Below are 17,226 nucleotides of genomic sequence, written 5' to 3' on the forward strand. Positions count from 1 at the left end.
AAGAGGTGGTTCTGGAACTCCGCCGGGGTTCGCCGCTTCCTTCCTGCAAAGATGCCGCAGGAGCTTCCGTCCATGCCCACCGCCCATCCCGCCGCCTGGCCCGAACGCCTCTGGATCGTGCGGCACGGCGAAAGCGCGGGCAATGTGGCGCGCAACGCCGCCCAGGCGGCAGGGGCTCCCCGGATTGCGGTCGGGACCCGCGACGTGGACGTGCCGCTCTCCCCCCGCGGCGAGGAACAGGCGCGCGCGCTCGGCCGCTGGTTTGCGCGGGGGGAGGCGCATGGCCGCCCGGAAGTGCTGCTTGCCTCCCCTTATGCGCGCGCGATGGAGACGGCGCGGCTGTTCCGCGAGCATGGCGGCACCGCCATCCCGGAGGAGCCGATCTGCCCGGACGAGCGCCTCCGCGAAAAGGAGTTCGGCATCCTCGACGGGCTCACCACCAGCGGGATCGTGAGCCTGCAGCCCGAACAGGCCGAGTTCCGCCGGCTGCTCGGCAAATTCTACCATCGGCCGCCGGGCGGCGAGAGCTGGTGCGACGTGATCTTCCGCCTGCGCTCGCTGATGGACACGGTGGGGCTGCACTATGGTGGCCGCCGGGTGATGATCGTGGCGCACCAGGTCGTGGTGCTCTGCCTGCGCTACGTCATCGAGCGGATGAGCGAGGCGGAGATCCTGGGCATCGACCGGGAGGGGGACGTGGCCAACTGCTCCGTCACCGAATATCGCTACGATCCGGGCAAGGGCCGCTTCGGCGGGCTGTCCCTCGTCCGCTACAACGAGACCGCTCCGGTCGAGGAAAGCGCGGTCGCGGTCACCGCCGAGCCCGACCGCAGTGCCGGAGTGCGCGGATGAGCGAGCCGACGGCGATCGACAGCGCCTGGCTCGCCGCGCACCCGCTGCCGGTGCATGGCGAGGGTACCGACAAGAACAGCCGGGGACGCGTGCTGGCGGTCGGCGGCTCGCGGCGCGTGCCGGGCGGGCTGCTCCTGACCGGCGAGGCGGCGCTGCGAGTCGGAGCGGGAAAGCTGATGCTCGCGACGGTCGCTTCGGCGGCGCCGCTGCTGGGCATCGCCATGCCCGAAGCCGGCGTGACCGCCCTCCAGGAGGATGCGGACGGCGAGATCGCAGGCGAGGCCGGCGTGCTGGCGCAGGAGTCGCGGCGCTGCGACACCATCGTGCTCGGGCCGGCTATTTCGGATCGCACGGCGGCGGCCAGGCTGGTCCAGCAACTCGCGGACGATCCTCCGGAGGGTGCCGCGCTGGTGCTGGACGCGGCTGCGGTCGCCTGTGCCGGGCCGCTCTCGGGGCGGCTGGCCTCCGCCTTCGGGGGGAGGCTGGTTCTCACGCCGCACCTCGGCGAGATGGCGGCGCTGTGCGAATGCGATGCGGACGAGGTCGCCAGGGACCGGGAAGCGGTGGTGCTGCGGACGGCAGAGCGCTTCCGTGCGGTCGTCCTGCTCAAGCACAGCAGCACGCTGGTCGCGGCGCCCGACGGGCAGACGCTGCTGCGCTACGCCGGCGGCGGCGTCGGGCTTGCCACGGGCGGCTCGGGCGATGTGCTCGCGGGCGCCATCGCAGGGCTGGTTGCGCGCGGTGCCGATCCGCTGGTCGCGGCCGGCTGGGGCGTGTGGCTGCATGGCGAGGCCGGGTCGGCCCTGGCGATGGCGAACGGACCGCTCGGCTTCCTGGGTCGCGAACTGCTGCCCCAGCTTCCGCGGCTCTTGCCGCGCTGACCGTCGCGCAGGCAATTCCGTTCGGCGCAGAGTTGGAGTATCGCGCCGGCCCATGAACCGCCCCGCGCTCTCGATCGTGATCCCCTGCTACAATGAAGAAGCGTGCCTGGACGCGCTCCACGCGCGCGTCTCCGCCGCCGCGCATGCCGCCGTGGGGGCCAGTCACGAGATCGTGCTGGTCAACGACGGCTCACGCGACGGCAGCTGGCCGGTCATGCAGCGCATCGCCGCCGCCGACCCCTGCGTCGTCGCCATCAACCTCTCACGCAACCACGGCCACCAGCTGGCGCTCACCGCGGGACTCGACCTGTGCGCGGGCGAGCAGATCCTGATCCTCGACGCCGATCTTCAGGACCCGCCCGAGCTGCTGTCCGACATGCGCGCGACAATGGTGCGGGAGGGCGCGGACGTGGTCTACGCCGTGCGCCGCAAGCGGGACGGCGAGTCGCTGTTCAAGAAACTGACCGCAGCGATCTTCTACCGTGTGCTCGATCGCGTGACGGACACGCCGATCCCGCTCGACACCGGCGATTTCCGCCTGATGAGCCGGCGTGCGCTCGATGCCTTCCTGTCGCTGCCCGAACAGGCGCGCTTCATCCGCGGCATGGTCGCCTGGGTGGGCTTCCGGCAGGTGCCGTTCCTCTACGACCGTGCCGAGCGCCACGCGGGCGAGACCAAATATCCGCTCGCCAAGATGATGCGCTTCGCCTTCGACGCGATGACGGGCTTCTCGACCGCGCCGCTGCGCCTTGCCAGCCACATGGGGTTGGTGCTCACCGGCGCGTCGGTGCTGCTGATGCTCTACATCGCCGTCGGCTGGGCTATGGGGAATGCGGTCCAGGGCTGGACCTCCACCATGCTGGTGGTGGTGTTCCTGGGCGCGGTGCAGATGTTCGTGCTCGGCATGATCGGCGAATATCTCGGCCGGCTCTATGTCGAATCGAAGCGCCGGCCGCTCTACCTCGTCGCCGACGTCGCCGGCCCCGTGCAGGGCCGCGCCTCGCTCGGCTATCGCGCCGGCGAACCCGGCGAGGTCGTCTACGCGCCGCGCGGGCCCACCGCGGCGGAGTAGGCGTGCCTACGCGGGTCGCGACAGCAGCGTGATCAGCGACAGGCCGGGCGGCAGGGGCACGCGACCCACCAGGTGCCGCTCCAGCGCGAAGATCTTCTCGAACGCCAGGTTCAGCGGCTTTGCGGGCGGCGAATCGTCGCTGTCGTCCTTGCCCGTCAGCTTGCCGACGGCACGGGCCGCAAGCGCGGCGGGGAACAGCAGCGAGTTGAAGTAGCGCAGGCCGTTGTGGGCAAGGCCCGCATCGGCGATCGCCTTCGCCATCGTCGCCTTGGAATAGCGGCGGTGGTGGTGGTTCACCACGTCGTGCGCGCTCCACATCCACTGGTGCGCCGGCACGGTCACCAGGATCTTGCCGCCCGGCTTCAGCCGCCGCGCCATGCCGGCGAGTGCCGCCACGTCGTCCTCGATATGCTCCACCACGTCGAGCACCGCGATCAGGTCGTAGCTCGCTTCCGGAACCCCGGTGAGTTCGGGAAGCGGTGCCTCGCCGACGGGCTTGCCCAGCCGTGCGCTGGCGATCTCGCGGGCCGCCGCGTCGATCTCGATCGCGTCCACGTCGCCGAACGCGGCCAGCATGGGCAGATTGTGGCCGGTGCCGCAGCCGATCTCCAGGACGCGCGCGTCCTTCGGCAGGTCCGCATAGCGCGCGATATAGTCGGCAAGGATGTCGCGGCGGGCGCGATACCACCAGTGGGTGGAGTCGTGCGCTGCCATGCGATCGTAGATGACGCGGTCCATATCAGCCAAACACCAGCCAGCGGTTGAGGATGAAGGTGAGGATCGTGGCGAGCGCCACGGCCGGAAGCAACGGAGCCCAGGCCGGCAGGCCGAACACCGCCGTGCCCACCCAGGTGATCGCCGCGTTCAGCGCCATGCCCGATCCCTGCACCGCCACGAACTGCAGCTGCTGGCGCACGCCGGGGTGGCGGGTGCCATGGCCCCTGAAGCTCCAGCGGCTGTGCAGGAAGAAGCCCGCGGTCACCGCCACGGCAAAGGCAAAGGGCACGGCATAGACCGCGTGCGCGCGCGCGAAGACCCAGGTGGTGAGCGGCAGGTACACCGCGGCATAGATCAGCGTCGAGATGCCACCTGCGATGGCGAATCGGATCAGCTGGCCGAGCATGCCGCTCGTCCGCATCGTCTCGACCCGTCTCAAGATGGTGTCCACGCCCGTCTCGCCCTTGCCCTTTGCGCGCCCGCCACTAGAGCCGGCGCCGAGCGCGCGGGCAGTATCGTGCCCGCCGGGGTGAGGAAAGCGGTTTTGAACGACGGGTCGGGCAAGCTCAGTCTCGCACAGATGCTGGAGCGCCATTGGGTGCGCCGGGCGCTACTGGTTTGGGCGGTGATCGCCACCGTCTATCTGATCCAGCGCTGGCCGCAGATCCACTGGCTGGTGCTCAACGACACCGACGACAACATGCGGCTGATGCAGGTCCGCGGCCTTCTCGGCGGCCAGGGCTGGTACGACCTGCGCCAGTACCGCCTCGATCCGCCGGCGGGGATCGACATTCACTGGTCGCGGCTCGTCGACCTGCCGATCGCCGGGCTGTTCCTGCTGTTCAGGCCGTTCACCGGCCCGGCGCTTGCCGAGCGGCTCGCGTGCGGCATCGCGCCGCTGCTGCCGCTGGGGGTCGTGCTGGTCGCACTCGCCGCCACCGTCCGCCGGCTGGTCGCGCCCCAGGCATGGGCGCTCGCCATCCTGTTCCTGTTCGGTTGTTCCGCGACCCTGCCGATGTTCATGCCGATGCGCATCGACCACCACGGCTGGCAGCTCGCCTTTCTCAGCCTGACGGTGGCGGGGCTCGCCGACCCGCGCAAGGGGCGGGGCGGGGCCCTGGTCGGCATCTCGAGTGCGCTGTCGCTCACCATCGGCCTGGAACTGCTGCCCTATTGCGCGATGGCCGGCGGCCTGGTCGCGCTGCGCTGGGTGTGGGACCGGGCGGAGGCGCGACGGCTCGCCGTCTATGGCGCGACGCTTGCCGGCGGCAGTGCGCTCGGCTTCGTCGCCTTTGCCTCGGACGCCAACTACGCGATGCGCTGCGACGCGCTCACGCCGGTGTGGCTGTCGGTGACGGTCGCAGGCGGCGCGGCGCTGTTCGCGCTCTCGCGCCTGCCGCTCGACAGCCGCCTCGCGCGGCTTGCGGCCGGCGCCGCCGTAGGCGCGGTGATCGCGGGCGGCTTCGCGGCGCTGTTCCCCCAGTGCCTGTCGCGGCCGGAGGGTGTGTCGGACGAACTCGCCGAGCTTTGGCTCAACAACGTCCGGGAAGCCAAGCCGATCTACAAGCACCCGCTGCGCATCGCCGTGCCGATCGCGGTGGTGCCGGCGCTGGGCCTGCTGGGAGCCTGCCTCGCCTGCTGGCGCGCCCGGCGCAACCCGGAGCAGCTGGCGGGCTGGGCCGCGATCGCGCTGTTCACCGCCTTTGCCGGCGCGATGCTGCTATGGCAGATCCGCGCCGGCCCTGCCGCACAGCTGCTGGCGATCGCGGGCGAAGTGGCGCTCGCCTGGCTGATCCTGACCTGGTTCGTCGGCCGTCGTTCGACGGCCATCAAGGTCGCGGGCGGGGTGCTTGCGCTCGTGTTGCTGCTCGCCGGGCTGTTCTCCGCGACGCTGATCCAGCGTCTGCGCCTCGACCCGCCGGACCGGCGGACGCTGGTGGTGAACCGCGCCAGCGCGCGCTGCATGAGCATCTCGGCGCTGGCCGAGCTGAACCGCATCCCGGCCGCCACCCTGTTCACCCATGTCGATCTGGGGCCGCGCCTGATCGTGGGCACCCATCACAACGGCATCACCGGCCCCTATCACCGCAACGAGCAGCCGATCCTGGACGTGCATCACGCGTTCCAGGGCAGCGCCGATGCGTTTCGCCGGATCGCCCGGCGGCACGGCGCGACCTATCTGCTGGTCTGCCCGAATCTCGCGGAAACCACGCTCTACCGCGCGCGCGCGCCGGGCGGCTTCTACGCCCAGCTTGCCAAGGGTCAGGTGCCGGCATGGCTGGAGCCGGTGCCGCTGTCGAAGCGGGCGCCGTTCAAGCTGTGGCGGATCCGTTATGCGGACGGACCCGCGCCCGCAGCGCCGGCCCGCTGATCGGGATCAGTCCGGCAGGAAGCGGCTGACGACGTCCCGCGCCAGCCGTGAGGGGCGGCGGGTGTCGGAATCGAGCGAGCACCAGGTGCTCTGCACCTCGGCCAGCACTTCCTCACCCCGTTTGATCAGCGTCGAGAAGAAGGCGCGGGCACCCTGGACGCGCTCTGCGACCACGGTCGCGATGATCGCATCGTCCAGGAAGGCCGGGCGGCGATAGGTGATCTCGTGCTTGAGCGCGACCCAGAGGTGCCGGCCGACCGCCTCGGCAGGCGCGACCTTCTCCCAATAGGCGACGACGGCTTCCTGAACCCAGGACAGGTACACCGCATTGTTCACATGACCCATGTGATCGATATCGGCAGGTGCCACGGCGAGCGGGTGGAGGTGCATGAGAGATGCCTGCGCGCCACTGACACCCATGTCAATTGCTTTGGGCGGAACCGTCGATGCGCTGGGCGGCATTCACGACGTCGGCGGCCCGAAGTGCCGCCAGCAGCCGCATCAGGTGCGTCGCGTCCCGCACCTCCAGGTCAATGGTGTTGGTGTGAAAGGTGGTGTCGCGGTTGTCGAGCCGCAGCCCCAGGATGTTCGCCTTGTGCGCGCCGATGATGGTCGCGATCGCGCCCAGCGCACCCGGCTCGTTCTTCAGCGTTACGGCAATGCGGGCGGTGCCGCCCTCCGCGCCGTCGCCCCAGGCGACGTCGATCCAGTCGGCGTCGTAGCGGTCGGCGAGCGAGGGGCAGCTGATCGCATGCACCTCGATCCCCCCGCCGGGCTTGCGCAGCGCGACGATGCGGTCACCTGGAACCGGAAGGCAATCCTCGGCCAGGTCGAAGGCGACCCCCGGGGTCAGCCCCTCGATCAGGATCGGGGCACGCTGCCCCAGCAGCTGCTTGGCGCGCGCGCCCGCGGCGGTACCGGGCATCAGCGCCTCGATGACCGCTTCGTCGTCCAGCTTGCCGTTGGCGATCGCGTCGCGCAGCGCGTTCTCGTCGGACAGCCCCAGCCGCTTGAGCGCATCCTCCACCGCCGCCGCGCTCAGCGTGACCGGCAGCCGCGCGACGATGTCGTCGTAGAGCTTGGCGCCCAGCGCCAGCGTCTCCTCGCGCTCCTTGTGCCGAAGGTGGCGGCGGATCGCCGCCTGCGCCTTGCCCGTTACCGCGAAGTTCAGCCAGTTGCTCTGCGGCTCCTGCGCCTTGGACCGCAGGATCTGCACCTGGTCGCCGTTGCGCAACTCGGTGCGCAGCGGCACCACGCGCCCGTTCACCTTGGCGCCCACCGCCTGGCTCCCGAGATCGGTGTGCACGGCATAGGCGAAGTCGATCGGCGTCGCGCCCTTGGGCAGCTGGTGCAGCTCGCCCTTGGGGGTGAAGGCGAAGATGCGATCCTGGTACATCGCCATGCGCGTGTGCTCGAGCAGTTCCTCCGGGCTCTCGGCCGTGTCCAGGATCTCGACCAGGTCGCGGATCCAGGTCACCTGCGTGTCGGGCCGCACCGCGTCCTGCTTGTACGCCCAATGGGCGGCCAGGCCGAACTCCGCCTGGGCATGCATCTCGCGCGTGCGGATCTGGATTTCGACGCGCATGTTCTCGGAATGGATGACGCTGGTGTGCAGCGAGCGATAGCCGTTGCGCTTGGGCGTCGAGATATAGTCCTTGAACCGCCCCGGGACCATCGGCCAGCGCCGGTGGATGATGCCCAGCGCCCGGTAGCATTCCTCCTCGGTCTCGACGATCGCGCGGAATGCCATGATGTCGGTCAGCTGCTCCATGCTGACGTGGCGCTCCGACATCTTGCGCCAGATCGAATAGGGGTGCTTTTCGCGGCCCGAGACTTCCGCCTCGATGCCGCTGCGCTCCAGCAGCTGCTTCAGGCCGCCGGCGATGTTCTCGATGCGCTCGCTGCCGCCGGTCTGCAGCTGCTCCAGCCGGCGCGTGATCGACTCATACGCCTCCGGCTCGAGCTGCTGGAAGGCGAGCGTCTGCATCTCGTTCATGAATTCGTACATGCCGATCCGCTCAGCGAGCGGGGCGTAGATATCCATGGTCTCGCGCGCGATCCGTCGCCGCTTCTCGGGCTTGGCGATGTGGTGCAGCGTGCGCATGTTGTGCAGCCGGTCGGCCAGCTTCACCAGCAGCACGCGGATGTCGTCGGACATCGCCAGCAGGAACTTGCGCAGGTTTTCCGCGGCGCGCTGGTTCTCGGTTTGCGCCTCGATCTTCGACAGCTTGGTGACGCCGTCGACCATGCGCGCCACCGACGGCCCGAACTTCGCCTCGATCTCCTCGGGCGTCGCCACCGTGTCCTCGATCGTGTCGTGGAGGATCGCGGTCGCGATCGTCTCGTCGTCGAGGTGCAGGTCGGTCAGAATGCCGGCCACCTCGATCGGGTGGCTGAAATAAGGGTCGCCCGACGCCCGTTTCTGGCTGCCATGGGCATGCATTGAAAAGACATAGGCGCGGTTCAGCAACGCCTCGTCGGCCTCCGGGTCATAGCCTTTGACCCGCTCCACCAGTTCATATTGTCGCAGCACGGGAACTAGATGGGGTGGCTCGCTGCTGCTTTGCAACGAAATTCTCCCGCTTCAGGGGGAGATTTGCTTCGTCTGCTCTCGGCGATGCGGCGCAGCATCGCCGGGTTGGCGGCGGAGCGAAGGCCGGCCTCGCTCCGCCCACAGGATCAGCCCGCGGCCTGACCCGGCGTGTTGACGCCCATCGACTGGAGGTAGCGCTTCACGTTACGCGCCGCCTGGCGCAGCCGCTGCTCGTTCTCCACCATCGCGATGCGGACGAAGCCCTCGCCGTTCTCGCCATAGCCGACGCCTGGTGCGACCGCGACCTTGGCGTGGGTGAGCAGCTGCTTGGAGAACTCCAGCGAGCCAAGATGCGCCAGGGCCGGCGGCAGCGGTGCCCAGGCGAACATCGAGGCGGGCGGGGAGGGGATGTCCCAGCCGGCGCGCGCGAAGCTCTCGACCATCACGTCGCGGCGCTTGTGATAAAGCTGCCGATTGCGTTCCACGATGTCCTGCGGGCCGTTGAGCGCCGCGCAGGCTGCCGCTTGGATGGGGGTGAACGCGCCATAGTCGAGGTAGGACTTCACCCGCGTCATCGCCGCGATCAGCTGCTTGTTGCCGACCGCGAAGCCGATCCGCCAGCCCGCCATGGAATAGGTCTTCGACAGCGACGTGAACTCGATCGCGACGTCCTTCGCGCCCTTCACCTGCAGGATGGAGGGGGTCGGCTTGCCGTCGAAATACAGCTCAGAATAGGCCAGGTCGGACAGGATCCAGACCTTGTTCTCCTTCGCCCAGGCGACCAGCCGCTCGTAAAAGGCGAGGTCGACCGCTTCCGCCGTCGGGTTCGACGGATAGTTGACCACCAGGATGCTCGGCCGCGGGACCGTGAAGTTCATCGCCCGCTCGAGGCTCTCGAAATAGGTGTCGTCCGGCGTCGTCGGCACCGCGCGGATGGTCGCGCCCGCGATGATGAAGCCGAAAGTGTGGATCGGGTAGCTGGGGTTGGGCGCCAGCACCACGTCGCCCGGCGCCGTGATCGCGGTGGCGAGGCTGGCCAGGCCCTCCTTCGATCCCATGGTCACGACGACCTCGGTTTCGGGGTCGATGTCGACGCCGAAGCGCCGGCCGTAATAGTTCGCCTGCGCACGCCTCAGCCCCGGGATACCCTTGGACGCCGAATAGCCATGGGCATCGGGCTTGCGCGCGACCTCGCACAGCTTGTCGATCACATGGGGCGGCGGCGGCAGGTCCGGGTTGCCCATGCCCAGGTCGATGATGTCCTCCCCGCCCGCGCGCGCCGCCGCTCGCATCGCGTTCACTTCGGCGATGACATAGGGCGGCAGGCGCTTGATGCGGTAGAATTCCTCGGACATCGGTCCCTCGTTGCTTGATGGAGCGTTCTTCTACGCCATTCGCGCGCTTGCGGGAAACAAAGTTGGCGTCGCGAACGCACCCGCCGCAAGAAAGCACGCGTCGGATCGGGCCTGACGCAACCGCCGGCTTGCGCTACACCGGCCGGACGGCACCAGATCGAGAGGAATGTCATGGCAGACGATGCCGCCCCCCCGCCGCCGGAGCAGCCGGCGATCCCCTCGCTCGCCGACCTCCAGCATTGGACGGCGGTGTTCGGCCGCGCGCAGCAGATGTTGCTGGAGCACGGCTTCGCTTTCCCGGCCGATACGGAGGCCAAGGCGGCTGCGGCCGGCGAAGCCGCTCCCGCCGCACTGCCCGCCTGGGCGGACCCCTTCGCCCTAGCGCAGGCCGGTACCGCCTATTGGGCCGACACGCTGAAGCTGTGGCAGCGCTTCATCGATCCTGCCCATGCGGGGCCCTATGTCGAGCCGGAGGCGCAGGCCCGCGACCGCCGGTTCAAGGCCCCGCAATGGCATGAACAGCCGGTGTTCGACTTCATCCGGCAGAGCTATTTCCTGGCCTCCGAGCATTTGATGAAGGGGGTCGACGCGCTCGAGGGCATCGAGCCGCGGCAGAAGGAGCGGCTGCGTTTCCTCGCCCGCGGCTTCGTCGACGCGATGAGCCCCACCAACTTCCCCGTCACCAATCCGCTGGTGCTGGAGCGGATCGTCGAGACGCGGGGCGAGAACCTGCTGAAGGGCCTGCAGAACCTTCTGTCCGACATGGCGCGCGGCCAGCTCACCCAGAGCGACGCCACCGCGTTCGAGGTCGGGCGCAACATCGCCACCACGCCGGGCAAGGTCATCAAGCGCACCGAACTCTACGAGCTGATCCACTATGTGCCCACCACCGAGAAGGTGTTGGCGACGCCGCTCGTGATCTTCCCGCCGTGGATCAATCGCTTCTACATCCTCGACCTGACGGCCGAGAAGAGCTTCATCCGCTGGGCGGTGGAGCAGGGGCTGTCCGTGTTCGTCGTTTCCTGGCGCTCCGCCGACGCCAGCATGAAGGACGTGCGCTGGGACGATTACGTGCTGCACGGCCAGATCGACGCGATCGATACCGTGCGCGAGCTGCTGGACGTGCCGGCGGTGCATACGGTCGGCTATTGCGTGGCCGGCACCACGCTTGCCGCGACGCTGGCGCTGCTGGCCGCGCGCGGCGAGGCGGACAAGGTGGCGAGCGCGACCTTCTTCACCGCGCAGGTCGATTTCTCCCAGGCCGGCGAATTGTCGCTGTTCGTCGACGACGACCAGCTGGAGCTGATCCGCACCCTTTCGGCCGAGGGCTTCCTGGACGGCCGGGTCATGGCCGCGACGTTCAACCTGCTGCGCGGGCGCGAGCTGATCTGGAACTATGTCACCGCCAATTATCTGCTCGGCGAGGACGCGCCGCCGTTCGACCTTCTCCACTGGAACGCGGACGTCACCAACCTGCCGGCGACCTGGCACCTGAGCTACCTGACCGATCTCTACCGCGACAACCGGCTGGTGCAGCCGGGGTCGATCGCGATCGACGGCACGCCGCTGGACCTCACCACCGTCCGGACGCCCAGCTACATCCAGGCGGGGCGCGAGGACCATATCGCCCCGGCGGAAAGCGTGTGGCGGATCACCCACCACTTCGACGGACCGCTCCGCTTCGTGTTGGCGGGATCCGGCCACATCGCGGGCGTTGTGAACCCGCCGTCTGCGGGCAAGTACCAGTATTGGCTCAACGACTCGCCCGGCGTGGAGACGCTCGCCGATTTTCTGAGCGGCGCGCGCGAGGTGAAGGGCAGCTGGTGGCCCGACTGGATCCAATGGCTGCGCGGGATCGATGCTGCGGAGGTGGAGGTGTCGGGCGGGCGCGTCCCTGGTGAGGGCGCGCTCCCCCCGCTAGGGCCAGCCCCCGGGGAGTATGTCCTGAAAAGATGAACGATCCCAGGGAGTTGGTCGGGTGAAACGCGGTTATGCTGCGCTGCACAACGACGGTTGCAAAGCAGCGAAATAGGGGGTATTTGTTGCGCCGCAGCAGCGTTACGCAGGAGGCCGTTCGCATGGCAGGCAAGGATCCCAAGGCAAAGGCGCCCGCGCCATTGGCTCGCAAGGCTCCGCCGCTTCGTGCCAAGCCGGCCGTGTCCCCGCCGCCTGTTGCCGCCGCCGCCGAAAAGAAGCCTGTCGAAGTTCCGTTCGTGGCACCCGCCGCGCCGGAGCCGGTCGAACAGCTCGTGGCTCCGGTGACCGCGCAGTTGGAAACCATCGCCGACAAGCCCGCCGATGTCGCTGCCGCCGCGATGGCCGCAGCAGATGTGCAGATGCTTGCCGGGGAAACCAGCCCGGACGCCGCCGAGCCGGCCGCGCCCGCGCCAGAGGAACGCACCATGATCCACACCAACGAAGCTGCCGAAGCCACCACCGACAAGGCCCAAGCCCTGTTCTCCGACTTCAACGCCCGCACCAAGGCGGCGATGGAAAAGAGCGCCAAGGGCGTCGAGGAAATGACCGACTTCGCCAAGGGCAACGTCGAAGCGCTGGTCGAGGCCAGCCGCATCGCTGCCAAGGGTCTGGAGACGATCGGCCACGACGCCGCCGACTTCGGCCGCCGCAACTTCGAGAACGCGACTGCGACCATGAAGACGCTCGCTTCGGTCAAGTCGCCGACCGAGTTCTTCAAGCTCCAGTCCGACTTCTTCCGCAGCGCGTTCGACTCGTTCGTCGCCGAGACGTCGAAGAACACCGAAGCGATGCTGAAGCTGGCCGGCGATGCCGCGCAGCCGCTGTCGAACCGGGTCGCGATCGCGACCGACAAGTTCAAGGTTGTCGGCGCCTGAACCCATCCGCGCGTCGGGTTCTACGCGGGAAGAAACGGGGCGTCCGCGCAAGCGGGCGCCCCTTTTTCGTCCCCGCTCCTCCAGGGTCGCGGGGGGCGCTGCGCGGGTCCGGTGCGGCCGAATCCGCCGGTCTCCGCCCGCGCGGCCTTGCCCTTGCGGCGTGCGATGCCATATTTGCCGTTCGTGATGATCGATGCCTCCACCCTGCGTCCCCGCCTTGCAGAAGGCGGCGAGAACGACGACGATTCGGGCTCCGTCTCGGGTGTCGCCACGCGCACCCGCACGCGGACCAAGAAGCCGACGCCCTATCGCGTGCTGATGCTCAACGACGATTACACGCCCATGGAGTTCGTCGTCCTCGTGCTGCAGCGCTTCTTCCGCATGAACATGGAAGAGGCGACCCGCGTGATGCTCCACGTCCACCAGAAGGGCGTCGGGGTGTGCGGCGTGTTCAGCTACGAAGTCGCCGAGACGAAGGTCGGGCAGGTCATGGACTTCGCACGCCAGAACCAGCATCCGCTGCAATGCACGCTGGAAAAGGCCTGATCGCCAGAGCCTGACCGGCGGTAGTCCGACGCATCTCAACTCGTGCTCCTGCGGAGGCAGGAGCCCAGGGTCCCGGGCACCCACAAGTCGTTGTTCTACTTGGCCCCGTGCTCCCGTTTCCGAGGGAAAGCCGGTCCCCGCGATCAAACGCGCCACCACCCGCTTGCGCGCCGCCAGCAACTGAGTAAAGCCGCGCCATGGACCGTATCCTCATCCGCGGCGGCAACCGTCTGAAGGGCCGCATCGCCATCTCGGGCGCCAAGAACGCTGCCCTGACGCTGCTCCCCTGCGCGCTCCTGACGGAAGAGCCGCTGACGCTGCGCAACCTGCCGCGCCTCGCCGACGTCGACAGCTTCGGCCACCTGCTCAACCAGTTCGGCGTATCGACCATGACCGAGGGCGCCCATCCCAGCGACTTCGGCCGCGTGATGACGATGCGCGGGCAGCGCCTGACGTCCACGGTCGCGCCCTATGACATCGTCCGCAAGATGCGAGCCTCCATCCTGGTGCTCGGCCCGCTGGTCGCGCGTGCTGGTGAGGCGACGGTGTCGCTGCCGGGCGGCTGCGCGATCGGCAACCGCCCGATCGACCTGCACCTGAAGGCGCTGGAGGCACTGGGTGCGGAGATCGAGCTCGCCGCCGGCTATGTGAAGGCGACGGCGCCGAACGGCCGCCTGCCGGGTGGCCGCGTGACCTTCCCGATCGTGTCGGTGGGCGCCACCGAGAACGCGCTGATGGCCGCCGTGCTCGCTTCGGGCTCCTCGGTGATCGACAACGCCGCGCGGGAGCCCGAGATCGTCGACCTGTGCCGCTGCCTGGTGGCGATGGGCGCGCGCATCGACGGCATCGGCACGGAGCGGCTGGAGATCGAGGGCGTCGATCGCCTCCACGGCGCCACCTATGCCGTCATGCCGGACCGGATCGAGGCGGGCAGCTATGCCTGCGCGGCCGCGATCACCGGCGGTGCGGTCGAACTCGCCGGCATCGCCGCCGAAGACATGCGCGCGACCATCGACGCGCTGGTCGAGGCGGGCGTGACGGTCGAGGAGCGCCGCAACGCGCTGTTCGTCGAGGCAACCGGCCCGATCGGCCCGCTGACCCTGTCGACGGCACCGTTCCCGGGCTTCGCCACCGACATGCAGGCGCAGTTCATGGCGATGCTCACCAAGGCAAGCGGCGCCAGCGTGCTCACCGAGACGATCTTCGAGAACCGCTACATGCACGTGCCGGAACTGGCGCGCATGGGTGCCGACATCCAGGTCCGCGGTCGCGTGGCCGTGGTTCGCGGCGTGGACAAGCTGGTCGGCGCGCCGGTGATGGCGACGGACCTGCGCGCGTCGATGAGCCTGATCATCGCCGGCCTCGCCGCCGAGGGCGAGACTTCGGTCAGCCGCATCTATCATCTCGACCGCGGCTATGAGCGGCTCGAGGAAAAGCTGCAGGCGGTCGGCGCCGACATCCAGCGCGTCGGCGGGGAATAAGGGGAGGGGGCGATCCCGCTCCTTTCCACCCACCCGCGTCATCCTGACGGAAGTCAGGATCCATTGCCGCTACGCCAGAAAGCGCAAGCGAAGCGTGATTGGATGCTGACTTTCGTCAGCATGACGGGAATTGGAAGCGGCGCGCGTTTCCAGCCTTACACCAGGCGTTCGCCCATGCCGCAGTCTGCGGCTTCGGTCAGCTCGATCTGCAAGGTCGCGTGGCCGATGCCGAAGTCGTGGGACAGCCGGTGCTGCGTGCTCGCCAGGAACGCGTCGCCGGGGTGCCCGGCCGGCATCACCAGATGCGCGGTGAGCGCCGTCTCGGTCGTGCTCATCGGCCAGATGTGCAGGTCGTGGAGCCGCGCGACCCCGGGCAGCCCCTCCAGCATCGCGGCCACCTTGTCCGGATCGATCCCCGGCGGCACCGCCTGCAGCGCGAGCACGGTGGATTCCTTGAGCAACCCCCAGGTGCTCCACAGGATCACTGCGACCACCACCAGGCTGACGGCAGGATCGATCCATGCCGCCCCGCTCCACCAGTAGAGCGCGCCCGCGATTACCACGCCGGCGGATACGGCCGCGTCCGCCGCCATGTGCAGGAACGCGCCGCGGATGTTCACGTCGCCCTTGCGCCCGCTCGCGAACAGCATCGCCGTGCCCAGGTTCACCACGATGCCGATGGCGGCGACGATCATCACCGGCCCCGCCTGGATCGGCTGCGGATCGGACAGGCGGCGGAACGCCTCCAGCGCGATGGCGCCCACCGCCACCAGCAGCACCAGCGCGTTCGCCAGCGCCGCCAGGATTGAGGAGCCGCGCAGGCCATAGGTGAAGCGCTTGGACGTCGGTCGCTTGGCCAGTTCCGCGCCGCCCCAGGCGATCAGCAGGCCCAGCACGTCCGACAGGTTGTGGCCAGCGTCCGCGAGCAGCGCCACCGAGTTGGTGAGGAACCCCGCACCACCCTCGATGCCCACGAACAACAGGTTGAGCGCGGTGCCGATCGCAAAGGCGCGGCCGAAGTCGGCGGGCGCATGGCTATGCCCGTGGCCGCCGTGCGCATGGCTGTGGCCGTGTCCGTGATTCGCGTGGTCGTGTCCCATCCCCGCCTGGGTAGCGGGCCGGGGGGAGGTGATGCTAGCCCATCGGCCGCGCCTCAGGCGCTGCCCTTGCGCCCCATCTTCTCGACGCGCGCCGCCACGTCCTCCTGCACCGCCGGGCACACGAACTTGCCGATGTCGCCGCCGTAGAGCGCGATCTCCTTCACCAGCCGGCTCGCGATCGGCTGGAGCGAGACGTCCGCCATCAGGAAGACCGTCTCGACCCGCGGATTGATCTGCTGGTTCATGCCGGCCATCTGATATTCGTATTCGAAGTCGGCGACGGCGCGCAGCCCGCGCACGATCACGCTGGCGTGCTCGCGCTCGGCGAAGTCCATCAGCAGCGAATCGAAGCTCACGACGCGGATGTCGCCGCCGATGTCGGCGACCTCGCGCTCCACCATCGCCAGCCGCTCGGCCAGCGAGAACATCGGAGACTTGGACGGGTTGGTGGTGACGCCGATCACCAGCCGGTCGACCAGCTTGGCGCCGCGTCGGATGATGTCCATGTGGCCGCGCGTGATCGGGTCGAAGGTACCCGGATAGACGCCGATGCGATCGGTCACCGGTCGCGCTCCAGCACGTAGCGGGCGATCGCGCGCAAGAGGTCCGCCTCCGGCCCGAAGCCGTGGAGATGCGCCACCGCCTGGTCGATCAGCATGCGCGCCTGTTCGCGCGCGCGCTCCCGGCCGAGCAGCGAGACGAAGGTCTCCTTGCCGGCGTCGCCATCCTTGCGCAGCGCCTTGCCGACCGCCGCCTCGTCGCCCTCGACGTCGAGCAGGTCGTCGGCGATCTGGAAGGCGAGCCCCAGGTCGTGGGCATAGCCGCGCAGGCCGGTGCGGCCCTCCACCGGCAGGCGGCCCAGGATCGCGCCGGCCTCGACCGAACAGGCGATCAGCGCGCCGGTCTTGAGCGCCTGCAGCCGCGTGACGGTGGCGAGGTCGAAGCGGGTGCCCTCCGCCTCCAGGTCCATCGCCTGGCCGCCGGCCATGCCGACGGGGCCGGCCGAGCGCGCCAGATCGGCTATCAGCTCGACGCGCACGCGCGGGTCGGGGTGGGTCTCCTCGTCGGCCAGCAGCTCGAACGCGAGCGCGTGCAGCGAATCGCCCGCGAGGATCGCGGTCGCCTCGTCGAACGCCTTGTGCACCGTCGGCTTGCCGCGGCGCAGGTCGTCGTCGTCCATCGCCGGCAGGTCGTCGTGGATCAGGCTGTAGACGTGGATGCACTCGATCGCGGTCGCCGCGCGCGCCAGGCAGGTGCGATCGACCGCGAACAGCTGGCCGGTCGCGAACACCAGCAGCGGGCGCAGCCGCTTTCCCCCGCCGATCGCGGCGTGGCGCATCGCTTCGTACAGCGGTGCGCGCGCATCTTCGGGCACCGGCAGCAGCAGGTCGAACTGGCGGTCGATCTCCGCCCCGACCTCGCGCAGCGCGGTCTCCAGCGACGAGAGGGCTTCGGCAGTCGCCACG

Annotated in this window: 16 protein-coding genes; 8 read left to right on the top strand and 8 right to left on the bottom strand. The window is 69.1% G+C overall.

Annotated features, from left to right (window positions below):
* The first annotated feature begins 72 nt into the window (after window positions 1-72).
* The 3 genes from EO081_RS11745 to EO081_RS11755 are packed head-to-tail and all read left to right on the top strand — an operon-like array spanning window position 73 to window position 2,805.
* Window positions 73-852: a histidine phosphatase family protein gene (locus EO081_RS11745; RefSeq protein WP_129342094.1), complete on the top strand. Its 780-nt coding sequence runs from the start codon at window positions 73-75 to the stop codon at window positions 850-852.
* Window positions 849-1,733, top strand: a complete 885-nt coding sequence (locus tag EO081_RS11750; RefSeq protein ID WP_129342095.1) for an NAD(P)H-hydrate dehydratase — start codon at window positions 849-851, stop codon at window positions 1,731-1,733. The genes EO081_RS11745 and EO081_RS11750 overlap by 4 nt, the downstream gene beginning before the upstream one ends.
* A gap of 52 nt (window positions 1,734-1,785) precedes the next feature.
* Complete coding sequence (locus EO081_RS11755) at window positions 1,786-2,805, top strand: glycosyltransferase family 2 protein (RefSeq protein WP_129342096.1); 1,020 nt, start codon at window positions 1,786-1,788, stop codon at window positions 2,803-2,805.
* Between the two features lie 6 nt (window positions 2,806-2,811).
* On the opposite strand, the gene EO081_RS11760 is transcribed toward EO081_RS11755, so the two are convergent.
* Together EO081_RS11760 and EO081_RS11765 are read right to left on the bottom strand one after the other, a co-directional pair.
* On the bottom strand, window positions 2,812-3,543 hold the full coding sequence (locus EO081_RS11760; protein ID WP_129342518.1) for a class I SAM-dependent methyltransferase: 732 nt from the start codon (window positions 3,541-3,543) through the stop codon (window positions 2,812-2,814).
* Window position 3,544: 1 nt separating this feature from the next.
* Window positions 3,545-3,928: a GtrA family protein gene (locus EO081_RS11765; protein WP_129342519.1), complete on the bottom strand. Its 384-nt coding sequence runs from the start codon at window positions 3,926-3,928 to the stop codon at window positions 3,545-3,547.
* Window positions 3,929-4,102: 174 nt separating this feature from the next.
* Between EO081_RS11765 and EO081_RS11770 the strand changes: the two genes are divergently transcribed.
* On the top strand, window positions 4,103-5,893 hold the full coding sequence (locus EO081_RS11770) for an AcrB/AcrD/AcrF family protein (RefSeq protein ID WP_183947959.1): 1,791 nt from the start codon (window positions 4,103-4,105) through the stop codon (window positions 5,891-5,893).
* Between the two features lie 6 nt (window positions 5,894-5,899).
* Here the strand turns inward: EO081_RS11770 and EO081_RS11775 are convergent, their stop codons facing one another.
* The 3 genes from EO081_RS11775 to EO081_RS11785 all read right to left on the bottom strand — a co-directional run bounded on the left by EO081_RS11775 (window position 5,900) and on the right by EO081_RS11785 (window position 9,781).
* Entirely contained in the window at window positions 5,900-6,283 is a 384-nt protein-coding gene (locus EO081_RS11775) for an acyl-CoA thioesterase (RefSeq protein WP_239434974.1), read from the bottom strand.
* A 31-nt stretch (window positions 6,284-6,314) separates the two neighbouring features.
* Window positions 6,315-8,426, bottom strand: coding sequence for a RelA/SpoT family protein (locus EO081_RS11780; RefSeq protein WP_129342521.1), 2,112 nt, complete (start codon window positions 8,424-8,426; stop codon window positions 6,315-6,317).
* A 146-nt stretch (window positions 8,427-8,572) separates the two neighbouring features.
* Complete coding sequence (locus EO081_RS11785) at window positions 8,573-9,781, bottom strand: LL-diaminopimelate aminotransferase (protein ID WP_129342099.1); 1,209 nt, start codon at window positions 9,779-9,781, stop codon at window positions 8,573-8,575.
* 171 nt (window positions 9,782-9,952) lie between these two features.
* Here EO081_RS11785 and EO081_RS11790 point away from each other — a divergent pair, with 171 nt between their 5' ends.
* The 4 genes from EO081_RS11790 to murA all read left to right on the top strand — a co-directional run bounded on the left by EO081_RS11790 (window position 9,953) and on the right by murA (window position 14,660).
* Complete coding sequence (locus EO081_RS11790) at window positions 9,953-11,737, top strand: PHA/PHB synthase family protein (RefSeq protein ID WP_129342100.1); 1,785 nt, start codon at window positions 9,953-9,955, stop codon at window positions 11,735-11,737.
* Window positions 11,738-11,859: 122 nt separating this feature from the next.
* Complete coding sequence (locus tag EO081_RS11795) at window positions 11,860-12,633, top strand: phasin family protein (RefSeq protein ID WP_206364375.1); 774 nt, start codon at window positions 11,860-11,862, stop codon at window positions 12,631-12,633.
* 165 nt (window positions 12,634-12,798) lie between these two features.
* The gene (clpS, locus tag EO081_RS11800; RefSeq protein ID WP_375781651.1) at window positions 12,799-13,179 is read left to right on the top strand and encodes an ATP-dependent Clp protease adapter ClpS; all 381 of its coding nucleotides are present in this window, start codon (window positions 12,799-12,801) and stop codon (window positions 13,177-13,179) included.
* A 197-nt stretch (window positions 13,180-13,376) separates the two neighbouring features.
* Window positions 13,377-14,660, top strand: a complete 1,284-nt coding sequence (gene murA / locus EO081_RS11805; protein ID WP_129342101.1) for a UDP-N-acetylglucosamine 1-carboxyvinyltransferase — start codon at window positions 13,377-13,379, stop codon at window positions 14,658-14,660.
* Window positions 14,661-14,815: 155 nt separating this feature from the next.
* On the opposite strand, the gene EO081_RS11810 is transcribed toward murA, so the two are convergent.
* From EO081_RS11810 to EO081_RS11820, 3 genes are read right to left on the bottom strand one after another with little or no spacing between them, the layout of a single operon-like run.
* Window positions 14,816-15,760: a cation diffusion facilitator family transporter gene (locus tag EO081_RS11810; protein WP_129342102.1), complete on the bottom strand. Its 945-nt coding sequence runs from the start codon at window positions 15,758-15,760 to the stop codon at window positions 14,816-14,818.
* Window positions 15,761-15,813: 53 nt separating this feature from the next.
* Window positions 15,814-16,323, bottom strand: coding sequence for a pantetheine-phosphate adenylyltransferase (gene coaD / locus EO081_RS11815; RefSeq protein WP_129342103.1), 510 nt, complete (start codon window positions 16,321-16,323; stop codon window positions 15,814-15,816).
* The gene (locus EO081_RS11820; RefSeq protein ID WP_240697646.1) at window positions 16,320-17,225 is read right to left on the bottom strand and encodes a polyprenyl synthetase family protein; all 906 of its coding nucleotides are present in this window, start codon (window positions 17,223-17,225) and stop codon (window positions 16,320-16,322) included. Before EO081_RS11820 ends, coaD begins: the two co-directional genes overlap by 4 nt.
* Window position 17,226: the final 1 nt, after the last annotated feature.

It is taken from the genome of Sphingomonas desiccabilis (genome assembly GCF_004135605.1).
GTDB lineage: Bacteria > Pseudomonadota > Alphaproteobacteria > Sphingomonadales > Sphingomonadaceae > Sphingomonas > Sphingomonas desiccabilis.